The sequence below is a fragment of the Roseateles depolymerans genome, assembly GCF_003387155.1.
Classification (GTDB): domain Bacteria; phylum Pseudomonadota; class Gammaproteobacteria; order Burkholderiales; family Burkholderiaceae_C; genus Roseateles; species Roseateles depolymerans.
The window spans coordinates 984,953-1,002,511 of record NZ_QUMT01000003.1; the positions used below are offsets into that span (position 1 = coordinate 984,953).

A 17,559-nucleotide genomic window follows, 5' to 3' on the forward strand; every position below is an offset into this window, starting at 1 on the left:
CCTCGCAAGGCACGCGCTTGTGTTCTTCTTTTTTCTTTTTAGCGCGATTCGCCGCGTTTCCGACCAGGGATAACCCGGTGTCGTGTTCGTTTTGGTTCGCTTTAGTCTGCGCGCCATGAATCCGAATCCCCGCCAGAACGATCTGCTCCAGGAGGTGCGCGCCCGTGGTTCGGTGAGCGTGGAAGCGCTGGCCGAGCGCTTCGGCGTCACCTTGCAGACGGTGCGGCGCGATGTGCAACGGCTCGCCGAGGCCGGCCTGGTGGCGCGATTCCATGGCGGGGTGCGGGTGCCCTCCTCCACCACCGAGAACATCGCCTACCGGCAGCGGCAGGCCATGCAGGCCGATGGCAAGGCGCGCATCGCCCGCGCGATTGCGGCGCGCATTCCGGCGGGCTGCTCGCTGATCCTGAACCTGGGCACCACGACCGAGGCCGTGGCCCATGCGCTGTTGAATCACAAGGGCCTGCGCGTCATCACCAACAACCTCAACGTGGCCACCATCCTGAGCGACAACCCGGACTGCGAACTGGTGATGGTGGGCGGCTCGGTGCGGCATCGCGACCGGGGCGTGGTGGGCGAAGCGGCCGTCGACTTCATCCGTCAGTTCAAGGTGGACATCGGCCTGATCGGCATTTCCGGCATCGAGTCGGACGGCAGCCTGCGGGACTTCGACTATCGCGAGGTGATGGTGGCGCGGGCCATCGTCGAGCATTCCCGCGAGGTGTGGGTCGCGGCCGATGCCACCAAGTTCAACCGCCCCGCCATGGCCGAGGTGGCGCGGCTGCAGCACATCGACGCCCTCTTCACCGATGCACGGCCGCCCGAGCCTTTTCCCGGCCTGATGACCGATGCCGGGGTGGAGCTGGTGGTGGCAGACTGAGGCTGATTGCGTACCGCCGCAAACCACCGCGAACGACTGAAAACGACGAAAGAACGACCAGAGGGCGGCGCCGCAAGGACGCACGACACGACGCCAACGCGCGACCGCCCCGGCACCACAACAGAGCGAGACACACCATGACCTACCTGCTGGCCCTGGACCAGGGCACCTCCAGTTCACGATCCATCGTGTTCGATGCCCAGGGCCGCATCGTGGCCATGGCCCAGCGGGAGTTCCGCCAGATCTATCCGCAGCCCGGCTGGGTGGAGCACGATGCCCAGGAAATCTGGGACACGCAACTGGCCACCGCGCGCGAAGTGTTGGCCAAGGCCAACCTGTCCGCGGCCGATCTGAAGGGGCTTGGCATCACCAACCAGCGCGAGACCACGCTGGTGTGGAACCGCAAGACCGGTCAGCCGGTCTATCACGCCATCGTCTGGCAGGACCGACGGGCCGAGCCGCAATGCGCGGCGCTGCGCGAGCAGGGTCACACCGGGCTGGTGCAGCGCAAGACGGGGCTGGTGATCGACGCGTATTTCTCCGGCACCAAGCTGCAATGGATCCTGGACCACGTGCCGCAGGCGCGGGAGCAGGCCGAGCGCGGCGAGCTGGCCTTCGGCACCATCGACAGCTGGCTGATCTGGCAGCTGACGCACGGCGAGGTGCATGTCACCGACGTGAGCAATGCCGCCCGGACGATGCTGTTCAACGTCCATGAAAACCGCTGGGACGATGAGCTGCTGGCGCTGCTGCGCATTCCGAAATCGGTACTGCCGCAGGTGCATCCCTCCGCCCATGAATTCGGCGTGGCGGCGGCGGACCATCTCGGGGCGCCGGTGCTGATCGGCGGCATCGCCGGGGACCAGCAGAGCGCCCTCTTCGGCCAGGCCTGCTTTGAAGCCGGCATGGCCAAGAACACCTATGGCACCGGCTGCTTCATGCTGATGCACACCGGCGGCCGTTTCCAGACCAGCGGCAACGGACTGATCACCACCAGTGCGGCGCAGCCCACCTCCACGCCGCAGTTTGCGCTGGAAGGCAGCGTCTTCATCGGCGGGGCGGTGGTGCAGTGGTTGCGGGACGGGCTCAATGCCATCAAGGCCAGCGGCGAAGTGCAGGGCCTGGCGGAGAGCGTGCCCGATGCGGGCGGTGTCATGTTCGTGCCGGCATTCACCGGCCTTGGCGCGCCTTACTGGGACGCGGAGGCGCGCGGCGCCATCGTGGGGCTGACGCGCGGGTCCACGGTGGCCCACATTGCACGGGCGGCCCTGGAGAGCATCGCCTTCCAGAGCGCCGCTTTGCTGCAGGCCATGAGCCGGGACGCGGTGGCTGCCGGCGGCGCACCGGTCAGCGAGCTGCGGGTGGACGGCGGTGCCTGCGTGAACAACCTGCTGATGCAGTTCCAGGCCGACCTGCTGGGCATTCCGGTGGTGCGACCCAAGGTCATCGAGACGACGGCCCTGGGCGCGGCCTACCTGGCCGGTCTGACGGCCGGCGTTTACCGGGGCACGGCGGACATCGGCAAGAACTGGCAGACCGAGCGCACCTTCCTGCCCACCATGTCCCGGGACCGCGCCGAGCAGCTCATGACCGAGTGGGAACGGGCGGTGCGCCAGGCCTGCACGCGCTAAGCCCGCGCAGGGCGCGCGTGCACGCGCTGATCGCGCGCAAGGCGGGCGCAAAGCGGGCGTTCAGTGCGCTTGCCCTGCGCTGGCAGCGCCTCAGACGCCGAGCGATTCGCCCGCCCCCAGCAGCGTCGCCACCCCCAGCACCGCGAAGATAACCGCCGCGATGCCATGCACCAGACGCACCGGCAGCTTGTGCGCCAGCTTGTCGCCGATCAGCACGGCCGGCACATTCGCCAGCATCATGCCGAAGGTGGTGCCGGCGACCACCGGCCACAGGTCGTTGAAGCGGGCCGCCAGGGCCACGGTGGCGATCTGCGTCTTGTCGCCCATCTCGGCCAGGAAGAAGGCCACGATGGTGGTGCCCAGCACGCCCAGCTTGAAGCGGCCGCCGGTCTCTTCCTCGTCGATCTTGTCGGGGATCAGGGTCCAGACGGCCATGGCGATGAAGCCCACGCCCAGCACCCAGCGCAGCACCTGCGGCGAGACCTGATGGGTGATCCACGCGCCAATGGCGCCCGCGCAGGCATGGTTCACCAGCGTGGCGATCAGGATGCCGAGGATGATGGGAATGGGGCGCCGGAATCGGGCCGCGAGGATGAAGGCCAGCAGCTGGGTCTTGTCGCCGATTTCGGCGAGGGCCACCAGGCCAGTCGAGATGAGGAAGGCTTCCATGACAAACACTCAGCGGCCGAGAGAACCCAATGACCATGCCCACCCCCGGCCGCAACCCGGGGGGCATGGTCAAAGGTCTCGCCAGGCTGGGAACCCGTGGGTTCCTGGCTACCGCGCGCCATGAGCCCAAAGGCTCAAGTCTGTTGACGCAGGTCTGCTGAATGGGTGCAGCGGCTACTCCCCAATGACAGCCGCCATTCTAACCACAGACACACCCGGCCATGCCCGCTGCAGGGGCTCGGGCGGGCCGGCCTCGCCCACCAGCAGCACCTGCGTGCGGGATTCCCGCCAACTGCTGGCCAGCAGCAACTGCAGCACCGGCGCGCTGACGGCGCGCAGACGCTGCGGCCACTGCAGCACATCGTCCAGCTCGCCCTGCCCCAGGGCTTCGGCCAGCAGCGCATCCGGCGCGGACTGAAGTCGCGACTGCCATTCCCCCAGGGCCAGCGCCTGGGCCATGGCCAGGTCTTCCGGCGTGACCGGGGCATCGGCCAGCTTGGGCAGTTGCTCGCGGGCCTGGGCCAGCAGATCGGGCACCGCCTCAGGCGGCAGGCTGAGCGACAGGCGCCAGCAGACCGGACCGCCGGGCGCTTCCATGTCGCTGCGCCAGGGCCAGGGCAAGGCCTCCATCAGCCGCTGCTGGAGCAGATGCCGGGCCAGTGCTCGCAGCGCCGGCGGTGTGCTGCGCGGCACGGCGGTCTGCAGCACCATGCGGCAGCCCAGCGCCCGCGGAAGCGGGATCAACCGGGCCACAGGCGCCGGCTGGGCTGCCGCCGCGACGCCCTTGTCGGCAGTGCGCGCCGTCAGCGACGCCGGCGGATTCTTCGGCGCGCGCCAGTCGTCGTAGAGGTCCTCGGCCCACTGGCGGGCGGTGTCCAGGGTCAGGTCCCCGCAGAACAGCATTTGCGTGCGGTCCGGCTGCCAGTACAGACGGTGGAAGGCCTGCACCTCATCGCGACGCAGGCGCTTGAGCGAAGCGGCTGTCGCCAGCGGATAGGCCGTGCCCCAGAACAGCCGGCGGCCCACCCAGGGGGCGAGCTGCTCGGCATCGGCGCGGCGCAGCAGCAGGGCGTCCTGGGCCCGGCTGCGGACATGCTCCAGGGCTTCGAAGGACAGGGCCGGGGCGCCCACCAGGTCCGCCATCAGGCTCACCGCATCGTCGCATTGGTCCGGCAGGGCTTCCAGCGCCACCTCTGCCGTGGCGGGCGACAGGTCCAGGCGCAGCGGCCGGCCCAGCAGGTCGGAGGCGTAGGCGATGTCCGCCGAATCCATCGCCTCGTTGCCGCGGTTCGCGCCTTGCGCCAGCATCGTCAGCGCCACTTCCGCCAGGCCTTCGCGGCCGGCCGGGTCCTTCAGCCAGCCGCCGGCCCCGATCAGGCGCATCGACGTGCGCACGGCACCCGGGCGTTGCAACACCATCAGGCGCAGCCCGTTGGGCAGCCGCGCCTGCTGCAGCGTCAGCGACGGCACGGCTGGAGCAGGTGGCACTTCCGGCGGCGTGTCGAAGCCTCCGGGTGTCCCTGCGGGGCTGGACGCCTGGGTGCGGGCCTGAAGCATCGGCCAGGCACCGGCCAGGCCAGCGCCCAGCATCAGTTCACGTCGTTTCAGCGTCATACCACCACTCCGGAGGCACCGGGCGCCGCAGCGCCCGCCACATCGGCCAGCAGCGTCAGCACCGGCGTGCGGACGATCTGGCTGCGCCACAGCTGCTGCACCTCCTTGGCCTGCACACGCGTCCAGGCGGCAGCATCGCGACCGGGCGCCTGCGGGTCCCCTCGCACCGCCCAGGCCGTGCCCAGGCTGCGGGCCAGCGTGTCGGCCGTCCACTCACTGGCCTGCCAGTCCCGCTTGAGCAGCGCCTTGGCCTTGTCCAGTTCTTCGTCGCTGACCGGCTCATCCGCCAGGCGCAGCACTTCGTTTTGCAGCGCCTGCGCCAAGGGGGCCGCCGTTTGGCCATGCGCCGCCAGGCCTTGCGCCACGAGCAAGCCCGCCTGCTGGCGCTGGACCAGTCGAAGGCTCAGTTGATGGGCCACGGCCAGTTCGTCGACCAGCGTGTCGGTGAGGCGGCCAGAGCGTCCGCGTGCCAGCAGCGCGTGGGCCACCTGCCAGAGCGGCGTGGTGGCATCGTCGGCGCGGGGCGCCTGCCAGACCAGGGCGGCCGCGGGCAACGGGGCCTGCGGCAGGGAGATCTTCACCGTCTGGCTCTGCGGACGGCGCGGCTCCTTGACCTCGCGGGTCTCCAGCGGCGGCATTAGCGGCGCGCGAATGGAGCCGAAGTGATGCGTCACCCAGCGGGACAAGGTCGCCTCGTCCCACGCGCCGGTGATGACCAGCAGCGCGCGGTCGCAGCGGAATGCGCCGGCGTGGAAGCTCCGCACGGCCTCGATGTCCAGGTCCTTGAGCTGGTCCGGATCCCCCAGCGCACCGCGCTGGTAGGGATGACTGAGGTAGCCGTTGCGGGTGATGGCCGGGTCCAGCCGACCGTAGGGCCGGATCAACGGCTGGCGCACGGCCTGCTGGAGCTGCAGGCGGGCACGGTCCAGGGTGCCCGGCTCCAGGCGTGGATTGCTCATGCGCTCGGCTTCGGCCCAGAGCAGGCGCTCGAGATGATGGGCAGGCACCACCGTCTGCAGCGCGGCGAAGTCCTCATCCGCTTCGAGCTGCGTGGTGCCGCCGGCCTGGGCGACCATCCGGTTGAACTGGCCGGGCTCGAGGTAGCGGCTGGCGCCGGCCACCATGCGCAGCGTCAGATGGGTGAGGCCGGAGCGGCCGGTGGGGTCGTCCTTGGCGCCGACGCGGTAGACCACACGGACGGCCACCTGCGGCCCCGGGGCCGGACGTGCCACCCAGAGCAGCCCATTGGGCAGGCGCTGAGGCTCGATACTGGTACTGGACATCCACACAGCATAGCTGCCAATGCGGTGTCAGCAGCCGGTCGTCATGATCCGCGCCACGGATGCGCCCCAGAGCTGGGGGACAGCCGATCCACCACAGGGAGCCCCACCATGAAATTTGCCTACACCATCATCTACACGGCGGACGTCGCCGCATCGCTGGACTTCTTCGAGCGGGCCTTTGGTCTGCAGCGGCGCTTCCTGCATGAGTCGGGCGCTTATGGCGAAGTGGAGACCGGCGCAACGGCACTGGCCTTTGCCCATCACGACATCGCCCGGGGCAATCTGGGGCACGACTACCGCAGCGCGTCCGACGGCGCACCGCTGGGCATGGAGATCGGCCTGACGACCGACGATGTGGCTGCGGCTTATGCCCAGGCCCTGGCTGCGGGGGCGCAGGGGCTGGCCGAGCCGGTCACCAAGCCGTGGGGCCAGGTCGTGTCCTATGTCCGGTGCCCCGATGGCACCTTGGTGGAACTGTGCTCGCCGATGGGCTGACGCAGCGGTCTCACAGCCCGTCCGGCTGGGACGAACGCCATGCTGCGAAGCGGGCGGCCAATTCGTTGGGCGCGACGGAGACGCTGAAGACGTCCATGCCGCCATCGTAGGGGCAGAGCATGTTGCCGGTGGCGGGAGAAGCCAGCGAGAGGCCCACTTCCTGGTTGTCGGCCACCAAGGCCACCAGCGCTTCGAAGAAGTCGGGCTTCCAGGTGGTGGCGAGTCCGCGAACCTGCAGGGGTGGGTCTTCGCCCATTTCACACACCGTCTCGCGGAACTGCCGCCCCGCAATCTGCGGACGGGGGCGGGACCGGCTTCGTCGGGGCGACGGCTCCCAGATCGCTCGAAACACAAACAGCGGCTCGCCGGCGGTGAAGAGGGCAGAGCCCACGGCCTCATGCCGTTGCACGATCTCCCGCGCTTCCTCAGGCGTATCGGCGTAGCGTTTGGCGCCGGGCAACGAGTGCAGGCGCAGCCATCGTTCGCGCCAATGGTCGCGCAGCAGATGGCCTCGCGGCGGCAGGCCGGTGGCCAGGCTGTTCCACCACGCCAGAGGGTCTGAGGAGTTCACGTGCATGGGTCACATTCTTCCAGGGAACCCACTTGACGTTCGACACCAAGCGCCAGCCGTCCTAAGCCTCTTCCGGATCGCCGTGCTGCTGCGGCTCCACGACGATGCGTGCATGCCGCTGGAAGGTGAAATAGGCCCAGGCCCAATCGGCAAACACCCGCACGCGATTGCGGAAACCGATGAGGAAATACACGTGCACGAACAGCCAGAACAGCCACGCTGAAAAGCCGCTGAACTGAATCGTGCCCAGGTCCGCGACGGCCGCCTTTCGGCCGATGGTGGCCAGGTTGCCGTAGTCGCGATAGCGGAATGCGGGTTCTGAACGTCCCTGCAGCCGCGCCAGGATCTGCCGCGCCGCATGCCGGCCGGCCTGCTTGGCGCCCGGGCTCACCCCCGGCACCGGCTTGCGGCTGCCGTCCTTTTCCAGGCTGTGGGCCGCGGCCATGTCGCCCACCACATAGACCTCCGGATGACCCGGAATGTTCATGTGCTCGTCCACGATCACCCGCCCGGCCCGGTCCAGCGGCACGTCCAGCGTGCGCGCCAGCGGCGACGCCGCCACGCCGGCCGCCCACACCTTGGTGTGCGAGGCAATGCGCTCGCGCTGGCCATCGGGCTTTTGCAGCTCCACGCCGGTCTCGTCGATGCCCACCACCCGGCAGCCCACCCGCACGGTGACGCCCAGCCGCTCCAGCTGCGCCTGCGCCTGGGCCGACTGCGCCGGCTTGAAAGCCGCCAGCACCCGGTCCGATCCTTCCACCAGCAGCACCTTGGCGCGGCTGGGGTCGATGCGACGGAATTCGTCCTTGAGCGTGTGGCGGGCAATCTCGGCCAGCGTGCCGGCCATTTCCACACCAGTCGGCCCGCCGCCGATCACCACGAAGGTGAGCCAGCCCTCACGTTCCGCCGGGCGGTCGGCCAGGGTCTCGGCTTTCTCGAAGGCGCTGAGCAGCCGCGCGCGCAGCTTGAAGGCATCGGCCAGGGTCTTGAGTCCGGGCGCATGGGCCTGCCACTGGTCATTGCCGAAGTAGCTGTGAGTGGCGCCGGCCGCCACGATCAGATGGTCGTAACTCAGCGTCTGCCCGTCGGCCAGATGCACTTCCCGCCGGGCCTTGTCAATGGCGGTGACCTCCGCCATCAGCACGGTGAGGTTGCGCTGATGCCGCCGCATGTGACGGATCGGCGAGGCAATCGACGGGGCCGACAGACCTGCCGTCGCCACCTGGTAGAGCAGCGGCTGGAACAGGTGATGGTTGCTGCGGTCGATGAGGGTGACCCGCACCGGCGCGCCGTCCAGCACCTTGGTGGCTTCCAGGCCACCGAAGCCGCACCCAACGATCAAGACATGAGGCAATTCGGCATTCATGCCACAGATAGTAATGGGATGACGACCTTCTTCTGTCAATGCGTTCGCTGACAATGCCGCTATGCGCCGCGCCGACCGCCTGTTCCAGATCGTCCAACTCATTCGCGGACGCCGCCTGACCACCGCTGAATTCCTGGCCCAACGTCTGGAGGTGTCCATCCGCACCGTCTATCGGGACGTGGCGGCCTTGCAGCAGCAAGGCGTGCCGATTGATGGCGAGGCGGGTGTGGGTTACCGAATGCGGGTCGGGTTTGAACTGCCGCCGCTGATGTTCAGCGCGGAAGAAGCGCAGTCGCTGGTGGCGGCCGTGCGGCTGGCGCAGCCGCAGCTCGATGCGGTGCTGGAGCAGCGCGCGGAAGAGGCGCTGAGCAAGATCCTGGCGGTGCTGCCGGGCACGGCTCGGGCCGCGGCGGAAAGCCTGACCGTCTATGCGCTGCAGCGCGGGCTGGACGAAGCCACGCGCGCGCGGCTGACGCAGTTGCGGCAGGCCACCGAGTCCCGCAACAAACTGCGGCTGTCCTATCTCGACCTCAATGAGCAGACCACCAGCCGCGTGGTGCGTCCGCTGGCCTGCTTCTTCTGGGGACCGGTGTGGACCTTCTCGGCCTGGTGCGAACTGCGCGAGGACTTCCGCAGTTTCCGGGTGGACCGGGTGCAGCAGCTGGAGGTGATGGACGAGCGCTTTCGGGACGAACCCGGTAAGACGCTGGCGGATCTGCAGCGGCTGGACAGCGCGCGGGAAGACTGGGCTTGAGGTGCTGTGGCGCTGTGTCGCGGCGGCGCTTCAGCGCACCGTGACGCCAGCGCGCGGCAGCGTCGCCGCCCGCGGACGCCAGCGCAGCAGCGGCGCTTCCACCCAGTGATAGAACGGCAGCGCCGCCACATTGCTCAAGGCCCAGGCGGCCAGCAGCGCGATCGGCGCCAGCGCGTCCAGCATCGGTGCCGGGCTTTCGGCGCGATGCTCATACAGCGCGTTGACCAGCAGGCAGATGGGGAAGTGGATGAGGAACAGCGCATAGGCATGGCGGGCGAAGCCCTGCACGCGCACCTGCAGCCAGTCCGGTCCCTGACCGCGTTTCCACAGGGCCACGACCAGCGCGGTGAGCCCTGCCACCACCAGCCGCTCGCGGAACTGCAGGGCCAGGGCCGACACCATCAGCACGGCCATGCCGGCCAGTGCCGCGCGGCGCCACGGCTGCGGCCAGGACTGGCACCAGAACAGCAGCGACCCCAGCCCATACGCGCCGAAGAAGTAGATGCCATAGGCGTCCAGCGCGGCCATCCGGTTGAAGTGCAGCAGCGAGGCCGCGCACAGGGCGCCCACCAGCACCGGTGCCAGCCATTGCCGCGTGCTGCGGCGCAGCGGCAGGCGGCGCAGGGCCCACAGCAGGCCCAGCAGCAGGGCGAACAGCTGGAAGTCGATGGCCACATACCAGGCGCCGACGGTCAGCGCATCCACGCCGACCAGGTCATGCACCAGCAGGGCATGGGCGAGCAACTGGAAAGCCTCGACCTGGGCCGGCACCAGCTCCGGCAGCAGCGGCTCCACCAGCCAGGAGGCCAGCAGGGTCAGGACGACAGCCGCCATGAACGGCGGCACCAGGCGCCAATAGCGCTGAGCCAGCAGGGCCGGAGCGGCTTGATGAAGATGGGGTTCCTGCGCCGACAGGGCCCGCGCGCTGAGGTAGCCCCCCAGCACCAGGAACACCTGGACGGCCATGCGCCCGTAATCGAAGAGCCAGCCCGTCAGCAGCGGGAAGAGGCTGTGCATGGCTTCGGCGATCGGGCCGTAAGCGGACAGATGGTGCAGAACGATCAGCTGCGCTGCGACGGCACGGAGGGCGTCCAGCGGGAAAAGACGGGCGGCGGCCATGGCAAAGAACGATCAGGAAAAACGGCGGCCACCCAAGGTGGCCGTCAGATGGGGCGTGATTCTAAAGGGGGTGGGCGGGAATACCCTGACGGGGTGGCGCTCCTCGCCCACCTCCGGCGACGGACGGTGGGGCTCCTGGAGGCAAGCGGCGCACCCAGCGGCCGGAGTGACGGGGCGACGCAACAGCGGCAAAGCGCAGACCGGGACCGGGACCGGGAACGGGAACGGCAACGGGGTTGCGGCTGCGGCTGCGGCTGCGGCTAGGGCTAGGGCTAGGGCTGAGGATGGGAACGGGACGCCCAGGGTGACTGCCGAGCCGGGTTGATCACATTGCGAGCCTCACCGGCTGCGGTCCGGCGGCGGTCACCGGGCGGGAGGGTCTTGCCGCCGCTCACGCGTTGGCCGGGGCGTTGGCTGGGATTTCGGCCGGGGTTTGGGCACGGGATACAGCGTGCCGTTGAACATGCCCGCGAACCAGCCCAAATACCAGTCGAGCAGACGCTGTGGCCACGGCTTGCGCACTGGGGGCACGGGGACCGGAAGGTGGCTGGCATGACGCTGGCGCACCACGCGCTCCAGCACCTGCAGCTGGCGCTTGAGCGCCGTGATGCTGCGCAGCTTGAGCCCGCCCGGTTGCTGCTCGGTCTGGAGCACTACCGACCAGTGCAGGAGCGTGCGCTCAGCGCCCAGCAATTCCAGGCGGCACTGCACTTGCCCTTGTACCGCGCCGGTGGTGGCGCCACGTCCATCGAAGTTGAAGCGAAGGCGGCTGGGGCGTTCCGCATCGAGCAGTTGCACGTGGCCCTCGAAGCCGGGCAGCGTCAGGCGATAGCCGGCGGGATCGGGGTGGGCGGTCAATGACGCGCCGCTGCCGTGGGCCTCGGTCAGGGCCTGGGCCAGCAGCGGCAGATCGTGCAGCGACGCCCAGGCGGTGGCACGGGGCACCGGCACGGTCAGGTCGTCGTGGAGGGTCAGGGTGGGCATGGGTCCATTGTCCTCCGGGTCGGTCCTGAAGGGTTTCAAGCGGCCTGCCGCGTAATTGGATATGTTCCGGATATGGACAACATGGATTTGCAGGTGCTGCGCCAGGTGCAGCAATGGCTGGACGCGGATCAGCGAGTGGTGCTGGGCACCATCACGCGCACATGGGGCTCGGCCCCGCGGCCGGTCGGGGCGGTGGTGGCGGTGCGACAGGACGGGACGATTGCCGGCTCGGTGTCGGGCGGCTGCATTGAGGACGACCTGATCGCGCGCATCCGCGAGGGCGCGCTGCGTCTGGAGCGGCCGGAGCTGGTGCGGTATGGCGTCGGCGCTGAGGCTGCGCAGCGTTTTGGTCTGCCCTGCGGCGGCACCTTGGAGCTGATGCTGGAGCCGCTGGGGCCGCAATCGGCACTGCATGTGCTGCTGGAGCGGCTGGGCCGGGGCGAGCGGGTGGTGCGCCGGCTGGATCTGAAGACTGGGGCGGTCCAGCTGTCGGAGCCGGGCGAGCATGGCAGCGAGGCGGCGGACCGACTGGTTTTGACGGACGACGCCTTGATCACGCACCATGGACCGCAATGGCGGCTGCTGATCATTGGGGCTGGCCAGCTCAGCGACTATCTGGCGCGCATGGCCTTGGCGCTGGACTATCAGGTGAAGGTCTGTGACCCGCGGGATGACTATCCGTGGACGCTGGCGGGTGTGCCGCTGACGCGAGACATGCCGGACGACGTGGTGACGGCGCTCAAGCCGGATGGCCACACGGCGGTCGTGGCGCTGACCCATGACCCGAAGCTGGACGATCTGGCGCTGATGGAAGCCTTGCGCAGCCCGGCCTTTTACGTCGGCGCCATTGGCTCCCGGGTCAACCAGGCCAAGCGCCGCGCCCGCCTCAAAGAGCACTTCGACCTGGACGACGCAGCGCTGGCGCGCCTGCACGGCCCGGTGGGCCTGCACATTGGCGCCCGCACGCCTCCGGAAATCGCGCTCTCCATCCTGGCCCACATGACCGCCGAGCGCTACGGCGTGCAGGTCTCCGCCACGCCGAGCGCCCCCGCCGGCATCGATGCCGGCTGCGCCCTCTAAGGACCGCGCGCAGCTTCAGTCCAGCGGGGCTGCATGTTCGCTTCGCTCGACGACCACCTCCGCCACATTGAGCCCCCTCCACCGGAGCCGCCTCTTTGCACGAAGTCGCTGGACCGCGCGCAGCGTCAGTCCAGCGGGGCTGCAACTTCGCTTCACCCAACGACCGCCCCGCCCACGTTGAGCATCCTCCACCGGAGCCGCCTCTTCGCACGAAGTCGCTGGACCGCGCGCAGCGTCGGTCCAGCGGGGCTGCAAGTTCGCTGAAGGGGGCCGGCGCCGGGCCGCCCCAAGGCGGCCCCTCAGCCCCCTCGGGGGGCGGTCTGGTTCAGCCCTAAGCTGAACCAGCGGGGGCAGTCACTTCATACTGTAGCCCCGCCCATCCATGCAGGCTTCGACGGCACGATTGAAGATATTGGCGTCATTCATCGCCGCGGGCTGCGTCGTCGCCCATCGGTTGCATTCCTGCCGGTCTGCTTCCGTCTGCGCCGCGCTCTGCCCGTTACGCGGATAGATGATGGGGTCGGGCTTGGGCGGCGGCGTCATCGCCACCTGCGTCTGCGGCACCACTTCCGCCCCGGGCGGGGGCGCCACCACCACATACCCGGCCGGCGCCGCGCTGTAATAGATGCCATTGGCGTAGTAATACGGCAGGCCGCCAATGCGCAGCGTCACATACGCCGACGGCAGCACCGGCACCACCAGCCCCACCGGCGGCACGATCACCCGGTAACGCGGCCCCCAGGGCTCGTACCAGACGCCGCCCCCGTACCAGTAGCGGCCGCCCACGTAGGTCGACCCTGGCGGCAGCCCATGCGCCACGTACCCGGGTGCCGGGTAGTAGTGGTCATGGTGATAGCGGGAATCGAAATTCAGCCCGATGCTCACACTGGTGCGGGGTCCGCTCCAGTGACCGGGCCCGTGCCAGCGGTCCTGGGCAGCGGCCAGGCCGGAGACCAGGGCGAGGGTGACGGGAATCAACCAGCGATAACCCCGGTGAGAGCGCCACTGGGAGCGCCGATGAGAGTGACGGTGAGGGCTCATGATTGCAATGCCGTGAGCGGCCCAACAAGTTCAAGTGCTTATTCAACGCCAGGCCGGGGGGCCGCGTCTACGGGGGCCCGTATCCGCGCGGTAAAGATCCATTGCTCCGCAGGACGGCCCCTGTCCGATGCGATGATCCCCCCATCGCCGTTGTGGTGCTCCGCACCCCCGCCCCATGATCGAACTGCACTACTTTCCCAGCAATGCCAGCATGGCGCCCCACATCCTGCTGCAGGAACTGGGCGTGGATTTCCAGCTGCGACTGGTGGACCGCAACCGCAACGAACACAAGTCGCCGGACTTCCTGAAGCTCAATCCGAACGGCCTGCTGCCGGTGCTGTGCGACGACGACCTGGTGCTGCACGAAACCGCCGCCATCCTGCTGCATCTGGCGGACACGCATCCGGAGGCGGGTCTGGTGCCGGCGGTGGGCACGCGGGAGCGCGCGCTCACCTACAAGTGGCTGATGTGGCTGACCAACACCCTGCAGCCGTCCCTGATCGCCTATTACTACCCCGAGCGCTGGGTGGCGGAAGGCAATACGGCCGGCAGCGCCGAGGTGAAGGCGCAGGCCGAAGCCCGCATTGGCGGCCAACTGGATCTGCTGGTCGCGGAATTTGAACGCCACGGCGGCCCCTGGCTGCTGGGAGATCGCTACTCCCTGCTGGACCCGCTGGCCTTCATGCTGTGCCGGTGGACCCGGGGCTTTGCGCATCCGGCGCGCGCCCGTCCGGTTCTGGGCGCCTATCTGGACCGAGTGGCCGAGCGGCCGGCGGTGATCCGGGCACTGGAGACCGAGGCGCTGCCCAAGCCGTGGTACTGAGGTCAAGGCTGAGGCACTGACCGGCCTGGCCGAGCCGCCGGAACTTCACGGGCCGCATGGCCGCATGGCCGCATGGCCGCATGGCCTCAGGGCCTCAGGGCCTGAGCACCAGCCGCCCTTCGGTATGCGCGGCGACATCCTCCGGCGCCGTCCACTCCCGCCGGTACTGCCCGCGTGCGAGCAACTCGGCCTGGTCCGAGTAGTGCGAATCCGGCCACACGCCACTCTGGCCGACCGGATTCACCCCCAGCGTCTCCTGCGGCCGTGCGAAATCGATCAGCCGCCGCGTCGACGGCCCATACACCACCGACCACGGCGCATCCCCGCCCCGCTGCGCGAAGTTGTTGGGCACCTCATGGCCGCCGGGCACCTGCAAGGGTCCGACGTTGAAGAGCAGATCCAGCGGCTTCTGCCGACCCAGCGGATGCTCATGCGTCAGGGTGTGCACCGTGCCCCAGCGCCAGGATTCGGTCTCCGGGCCCATCGTCTGGCGCAGATGCGCCAGCGCCGCTTTCCAGGCCTGGCGCACGATGTCCGCCTGGGTTTCGCGCTGCGGCGTGGCCCGGTTGTCCCACCACGGTGACGAGGCGTCCTGCACCAGTCGCGGCAGCGCATGGTCCAGCGCCCGGGTGCGGCGCAGGTTCTCGAACTGCGCGTCGCCCAGCTCGTCCTTCATCGTCGCCTTGAGCAGCTCCTGGACCAGTTGCACGAACAGCACCGGCGCCAGACCGTCGGTCCGATAGGCGCCGTTCCAGCGGGCCAGCGCCTCCACCAGCGGCTGCTCCTCGCCGGACGCCGCCGCACGCAGCAGCGGGATCAGCGGTCGAAGCACCTTCTGGCCATAGTCCGTCTGGACGTCCAGCTGCAAGGCCTGGCTGTTGGCCAGGTCCCAGCGCTTGCCCTGGCTCAGCAGGCCGTCCAGTCGGCGGCCGCGCTCTTCCAGGTTGTAGTACCCCGGCACCGGCCGCACGGCATCCGGCTGGAAATTCGCCGACACGATGTAGCCCCGCGCCGGATTTTCCTCATGCGGGTTGTCCTCGAACGGATGGAAGCCGAGCTTGTCGGCCTCGGTCGTGCCACCGTCCAGGATGAAGGTCGGGTTCACGCCGTCCGGGCGGATCGGCAACTTCGCGGCCGCCCACCAGCCGATGTCCCCGGTCGCATTGGCCCACACGACGTTCAGGCCCGGGGCATGGATCAAGGACGCGGCTGAACGTGCCTTCTCCAGCGTGTCGGCCCGGTTGAGCCGGTAGAAGCCCTCCATCACCGGGTTCTCGGTCTCCAGGAAGGCCCACCACATGGCGATGGGACGGCTGCCCTTGTCGCCGGGAATCGCGTCGTTGACGATGGGGCCGTGCGGCGAGCGGCGCAGCGTGATCACCTGGTCGGGCTGGCCCTTGACCTTCAGCACCTCCTGCCGCGACGTCATCGCCACCCAGCGGCCGCCGGCCCAGACCTCGTTCGCATTGGCCGGGTTGACCTTCTCCGCCACGAAATCCACGTCGTCGTTCTGGAACATGGTGAGCGTCCAGCCGAAGCGCGCGTTGTGGCCCAGCAGCGCCATCGGCGTGAGCGCCAGATGGTGGCCGTACAGCTCGTACTGCGGGGTCTTGAGATGCGCCTCCCACCAGACCGCGGGCGCGGAATAGGCAATGTGCGGATCGCCGGCCAGCAGCGGCTTGCCGCTGGCAGTGCGGCTGCCCGACACCACCCAGGCATTGCTGCCTTCGAATTGCGGCACGCCGGCCAACTGGGCGGCCTGGTCGCTCAGGGCGGCCAGGCGGGTCATGGTGGCGGTCCAGTCCGGCGGCGGGGTTCGGCGGGCCACGGTCGGCTCGGCCGGCAAGGCCCCACCGGGTTTCCAGTCCAGCTCGAAGATGCGCAGGTAGTCCGGTCCGAGCTGGTCGCGGATGGTCGTCAGGGCCGGTTCCGTGCGGAAGGCTGCCGCGAAACTGTAGGCCAGGTAACCGGCCACGCTCAGCGTGTCGGCGATGGTGTAGGGGCGCTTGGGAATGCCCAGCACCTCGAATTCCAGCGGTGCGGGCCGGGTGGCCTGGTAGTGGTTGATGCCGTCCAGGTAGGCCTGCAGGGTCCGCATGGCGCCGGGCTGCGCCAGCGCGGCGGCGGTGACCTGGGCGGCCATGCGGTCGGCCCGCTCACGAATGCCGAGCGTGCGGAACAGCCGGTCGGTCTCGACCAGCTTGGGGCCCAGCACCTCGGCCAGCTCGCCGCGGGAGAGGCGGCGCAGCATCTCCATCTGGAACAGCCGGTCCTGCGCATGCAGGTAGCCCAGGGCCCGGTAGAGATCGTCCTCGTTGCCGGCCTCGATGTGGGGCACGCCCCAGTTGTCGTACTGGACCTGGACCGTCGCCTTGAGGCCGGGCAGTTGCAGTTCTCCGTCCCGGACCGGCTGCTTGCGCTGCAGGTGCCAGGTGGCACCGGCCGCCACCAGCGCGGACAGCACCGTCACCGACACCGCGCCGCGGCGCAGCCAGGTCCCAACGGTCATGCCTGGACCCGCCGCATGGTGGACAGCGTGTCCACGCGCTTGAGCAGTTCGCGGTCGTTCCAGGGTTTGTGGAACATGCCGTACAGGCCCTGGATCTGATGCAGACGCGCATGCAGCTCCTCATGGCCGGTGATGGCGATGATGGGCAGGTCTTCGGTCTCCATGGAGCCCTGGACCGACTTGATCAGTTCGAAGCCATCCATGTTGGGCATTTCCAGGTCGGTCAGCAGCACGCCGAAGCGGGTCTTGCTCATCAGCTCCAGCGCTTCGGTGCCGTCCTTGGCCGTCTGGGCTTCATAGCCGGCATCGGTGAACAGCTTGAGCAGCTTGGCGCGCACCACGGCGGAATCGTCCACCAGCAGCAGCGGCAGGCGGTCGGCCGGATCGGTCGAGACCGGCACGGCGGCGGGACGCACCGGCGCCGCCGCACGCGGGGCCGCGGCAGGCGTGCGCATGCCGTCCGGGTGCGGGCGCACCGGCGGCGGGGGCACCCCCAGGTCGCGATGGTCACCGCGGCGGACGGTGATGATCCAGATCAGCACGGCCAGCGGCACCGCAATCAGCAAGGGCAACAGGAACGGCTGCAAATATTCGGGCAATTCAAACGGCATGCGGCTCTCCACTCCGAACCCGGCAGGCTAGCATCCGCCAGGGACGCCACTGTAGGGGAAAAGCCCGCTTGGCCGATGGTCGGCATGTGACAGCCGATAAGCAGAGCACAGCACCCTCATTCAAGGGGC

16 protein-coding genes and 1 riboswitch are annotated in these 17,559 nt (G+C 69.0%); of the genes, 6 read left to right on the top strand and 10 right to left on the bottom strand.

Annotated features, from left to right (window positions below; all coding sequences use genetic code 11):
- Window positions 1-115: 115 nt before the first annotated feature.
- The gene (locus tag DES44_RS18175) at window positions 116-880 is read left to right on the top strand and encodes a DeoR/GlpR family DNA-binding transcription regulator (protein ID WP_058933394.1); all 765 of its coding nucleotides are present in this window, start codon (window positions 116-118) and stop codon (window positions 878-880) included.
- Window positions 881-1,017: 137 nt separating this feature from the next.
- On the top strand, window positions 1,018-2,511 hold the full coding sequence (gene glpK, locus DES44_RS18180) for a glycerol kinase GlpK (protein ID WP_058933393.1): 1,494 nt from the start codon (window positions 1,018-1,020) through the stop codon (window positions 2,509-2,511).
- A 90-nt stretch (window positions 2,512-2,601) separates the two neighbouring features.
- Here glpK and DES44_RS18185 read toward each other — a convergent pair whose 3' ends face one another.
- The 3 genes from DES44_RS18185 to DES44_RS18195 form a co-directional block, all read right to left on the bottom strand.
- Window positions 2,602-3,180, bottom strand: coding sequence for a TMEM165/GDT1 family protein (locus DES44_RS18185; RefSeq protein WP_058933392.1), 579 nt, complete (start codon window positions 3,178-3,180; stop codon window positions 2,602-2,604).
- Between the two features lie 3 nt (window positions 3,181-3,183).
- Window positions 3,184-3,375: riboswitch (yybP-ykoY riboswitch) on the bottom strand.
- Complete coding sequence (locus DES44_RS18190) at window positions 3,355-4,794, bottom strand: M16 family metallopeptidase (protein WP_058933391.1); 1,440 nt, start codon at window positions 4,792-4,794, stop codon at window positions 3,355-3,357. Its footprint overlaps the riboswitch before it by 21 nt.
- Window positions 4,791-6,077, bottom strand: coding sequence for a M16 family metallopeptidase (locus DES44_RS18195; RefSeq protein ID WP_116001705.1), 1,287 nt, complete (start codon window positions 6,075-6,077; stop codon window positions 4,791-4,793). The genes DES44_RS18190 and DES44_RS18195 overlap by 4 nt, the downstream gene beginning before the upstream one ends.
- Window positions 6,078-6,185: 108 nt before the next feature.
- Here DES44_RS18195 and DES44_RS18200 point away from each other — a divergent pair, with 108 nt between their 5' ends.
- Window positions 6,186-6,572, top strand: coding sequence for a VOC family protein (locus DES44_RS18200; RefSeq protein WP_058933389.1), 387 nt, complete (start codon window positions 6,186-6,188; stop codon window positions 6,570-6,572).
- 10 nt (window positions 6,573-6,582) lie between these two features.
- On the opposite strand, the gene DES44_RS18205 is transcribed toward DES44_RS18200, so the two are convergent.
- Entirely contained in the window at window positions 6,583-7,149 is a 567-nt protein-coding gene (locus tag DES44_RS18205) for a DUF3885 domain-containing protein (protein WP_058933388.1), read from the bottom strand.
- A gap of 55 nt (window positions 7,150-7,204) precedes the next feature.
- Window positions 7,205-8,509 (bottom strand): NAD(P)/FAD-dependent oxidoreductase, encoded by a 1,305-nt coding sequence (locus DES44_RS18210; protein WP_232309904.1) that lies wholly within the window; start codon window positions 8,507-8,509, stop codon window positions 7,205-7,207.
- 61 nt (window positions 8,510-8,570) lie between these two features.
- Here DES44_RS18210 and DES44_RS18215 point away from each other — a divergent pair, with 61 nt between their 5' ends.
- On the top strand, window positions 8,571-9,263 hold the full coding sequence (locus DES44_RS18215; RefSeq protein ID WP_058933387.1) for a helix-turn-helix transcriptional regulator: 693 nt from the start codon (window positions 8,571-8,573) through the stop codon (window positions 9,261-9,263).
- Window positions 9,264-9,293: 30 nt separating this feature from the next.
- Here the strand turns inward: DES44_RS18215 and DES44_RS18220 are convergent, their stop codons facing one another.
- Both DES44_RS18220 and DES44_RS18225 read right to left on the bottom strand, forming a co-directional pair.
- Window positions 9,294-10,382 (bottom strand): acyltransferase family protein, encoded by a 1,089-nt coding sequence (locus tag DES44_RS18220; RefSeq protein WP_058933386.1) that lies wholly within the window; start codon window positions 10,380-10,382, stop codon window positions 9,294-9,296.
- A 363-nt stretch (window positions 10,383-10,745) separates the two neighbouring features.
- Entirely contained in the window at window positions 10,746-11,366 is a 621-nt protein-coding gene (locus tag DES44_RS18225) for an SRPBCC family protein (protein ID WP_058933385.1), read from the bottom strand.
- A gap of 72 nt (window positions 11,367-11,438) precedes the next feature.
- Between DES44_RS18225 and DES44_RS18230 the strand changes: the two genes are divergently transcribed.
- The gene (locus DES44_RS18230; RefSeq protein ID WP_058933384.1) at window positions 11,439-12,446 is read left to right on the top strand and encodes an XdhC family protein; all 1,008 of its coding nucleotides are present in this window, start codon (window positions 11,439-11,441) and stop codon (window positions 12,444-12,446) included.
- Between the two features lie 354 nt (window positions 12,447-12,800).
- Here DES44_RS18230 and DES44_RS18235 read toward each other — a convergent pair whose 3' ends face one another.
- Window positions 12,801-13,487: a DUF6515 family protein gene (locus tag DES44_RS18235; RefSeq protein WP_147307135.1), complete on the bottom strand. Its 687-nt coding sequence runs from the start codon at window positions 13,485-13,487 to the stop codon at window positions 12,801-12,803.
- A 175-nt stretch (window positions 13,488-13,662) separates the two neighbouring features.
- On the opposite strand from DES44_RS18235, the gene DES44_RS18240 reads away from it, so the two are divergent.
- Entirely contained in the window at window positions 13,663-14,310 is a 648-nt protein-coding gene (locus DES44_RS18240; protein ID WP_058933382.1) for a glutathione S-transferase family protein, read from the top strand.
- Window positions 14,311-14,404: 94 nt separating this feature from the next.
- On the opposite strand, the gene DES44_RS18245 is transcribed toward DES44_RS18240, so the two are convergent.
- Window positions 14,405-16,819 (bottom strand): penicillin acylase family protein, encoded by a 2,415-nt coding sequence (locus tag DES44_RS18245; protein ID WP_083525226.1) that lies wholly within the window; start codon window positions 16,817-16,819, stop codon window positions 14,405-14,407.
- Window positions 16,816-17,430, bottom strand: coding sequence for a response regulator (locus DES44_RS18250; protein ID WP_058933381.1), 615 nt, complete (start codon window positions 17,428-17,430; stop codon window positions 16,816-16,818). Before DES44_RS18250 ends, DES44_RS18245 begins: the two co-directional genes overlap by 4 nt.
- Window positions 17,431-17,559 lie beyond the last annotated feature (129 nt).

Excerpts from the sequence above, each read along its gene's own strand:
- DES44_RS18175 (WP_058933394.1), top strand. The coding sequence starts at position 116 with ATGAATCCGAATCCCCGCCAGAACGATCTGCTCCAGGAGGTGCGCGCC.
- glpK (WP_058933393.1), top strand. The coding sequence starts at position 1,018 with ATGACCTACCTGCTGGCCCTGGACCAGGGCACCTCCAGTTCACGATCC.
- DES44_RS18185 (WP_058933392.1), bottom strand. The coding sequence starts at position 3,180 with ATGGAAGCCTTCCTCATCTCGACTGGCCTGGTGGCCCTCGCCGAAATC.
- DES44_RS18190 (WP_058933391.1), bottom strand. The coding sequence starts at position 4,794 with ATGACGCTGAAACGACGTGAACTGATGCTGGGCGCTGGCCTGGCCGGT.
- DES44_RS18195 (WP_116001705.1), bottom strand. The coding sequence starts at position 6,077 with ATGTCCAGTACCAGTATCGAGCCTCAGCGCCTGCCCAATGGGCTGCTC.
- DES44_RS18200 (WP_058933389.1), top strand. The coding sequence starts at position 6,186 with ATGAAATTTGCCTACACCATCATCTACACGGCGGACGTCGCCGCATCG.
- DES44_RS18205 (WP_058933388.1), bottom strand. The coding sequence starts at position 7,149 with ATGCACGTGAACTCCTCAGACCCTCTGGCGTGGTGGAACAGCCTGGCC.
- DES44_RS18210 (WP_232309904.1), bottom strand. The coding sequence starts at position 8,509 with ATGAATGCCGAATTGCCTCATGTCTTGATCGTTGGGTGCGGCTTCGGT.
- DES44_RS18215 (WP_058933387.1), top strand. The coding sequence starts at position 8,571 with ATGCGCCGCGCCGACCGCCTGTTCCAGATCGTCCAACTCATTCGCGGA.
- DES44_RS18220 (WP_058933386.1), bottom strand. The coding sequence starts at position 10,382 with ATGGCCGCCGCCCGTCTTTTCCCGCTGGACGCCCTCCGTGCCGTCGCA.
- DES44_RS18225 (WP_058933385.1), bottom strand. The coding sequence starts at position 11,366 with ATGCCCACCCTGACCCTCCACGACGACCTGACCGTGCCGGTGCCCCGT.
- DES44_RS18230 (WP_058933384.1), top strand. The coding sequence starts at position 11,439 with ATGGACAACATGGATTTGCAGGTGCTGCGCCAGGTGCAGCAATGGCTG.
- DES44_RS18235 (WP_147307135.1), bottom strand. The coding sequence starts at position 13,487 with ATGAGCCCTCACCGTCACTCTCATCGGCGCTCCCAGTGGCGCTCTCAC.
- DES44_RS18240 (WP_058933382.1), top strand. The coding sequence starts at position 13,663 with ATGATCGAACTGCACTACTTTCCCAGCAATGCCAGCATGGCGCCCCAC.
- DES44_RS18245 (WP_083525226.1), bottom strand. The coding sequence starts at position 16,819 with ATGACCGTTGGGACCTGGCTGCGCCGCGGCGCGGTGTCGGTGACGGTG.
- DES44_RS18250 (WP_058933381.1), bottom strand. The coding sequence starts at position 17,430 with ATGCCGTTTGAATTGCCCGAATATTTGCAGCCGTTCCTGTTGCCCTTG.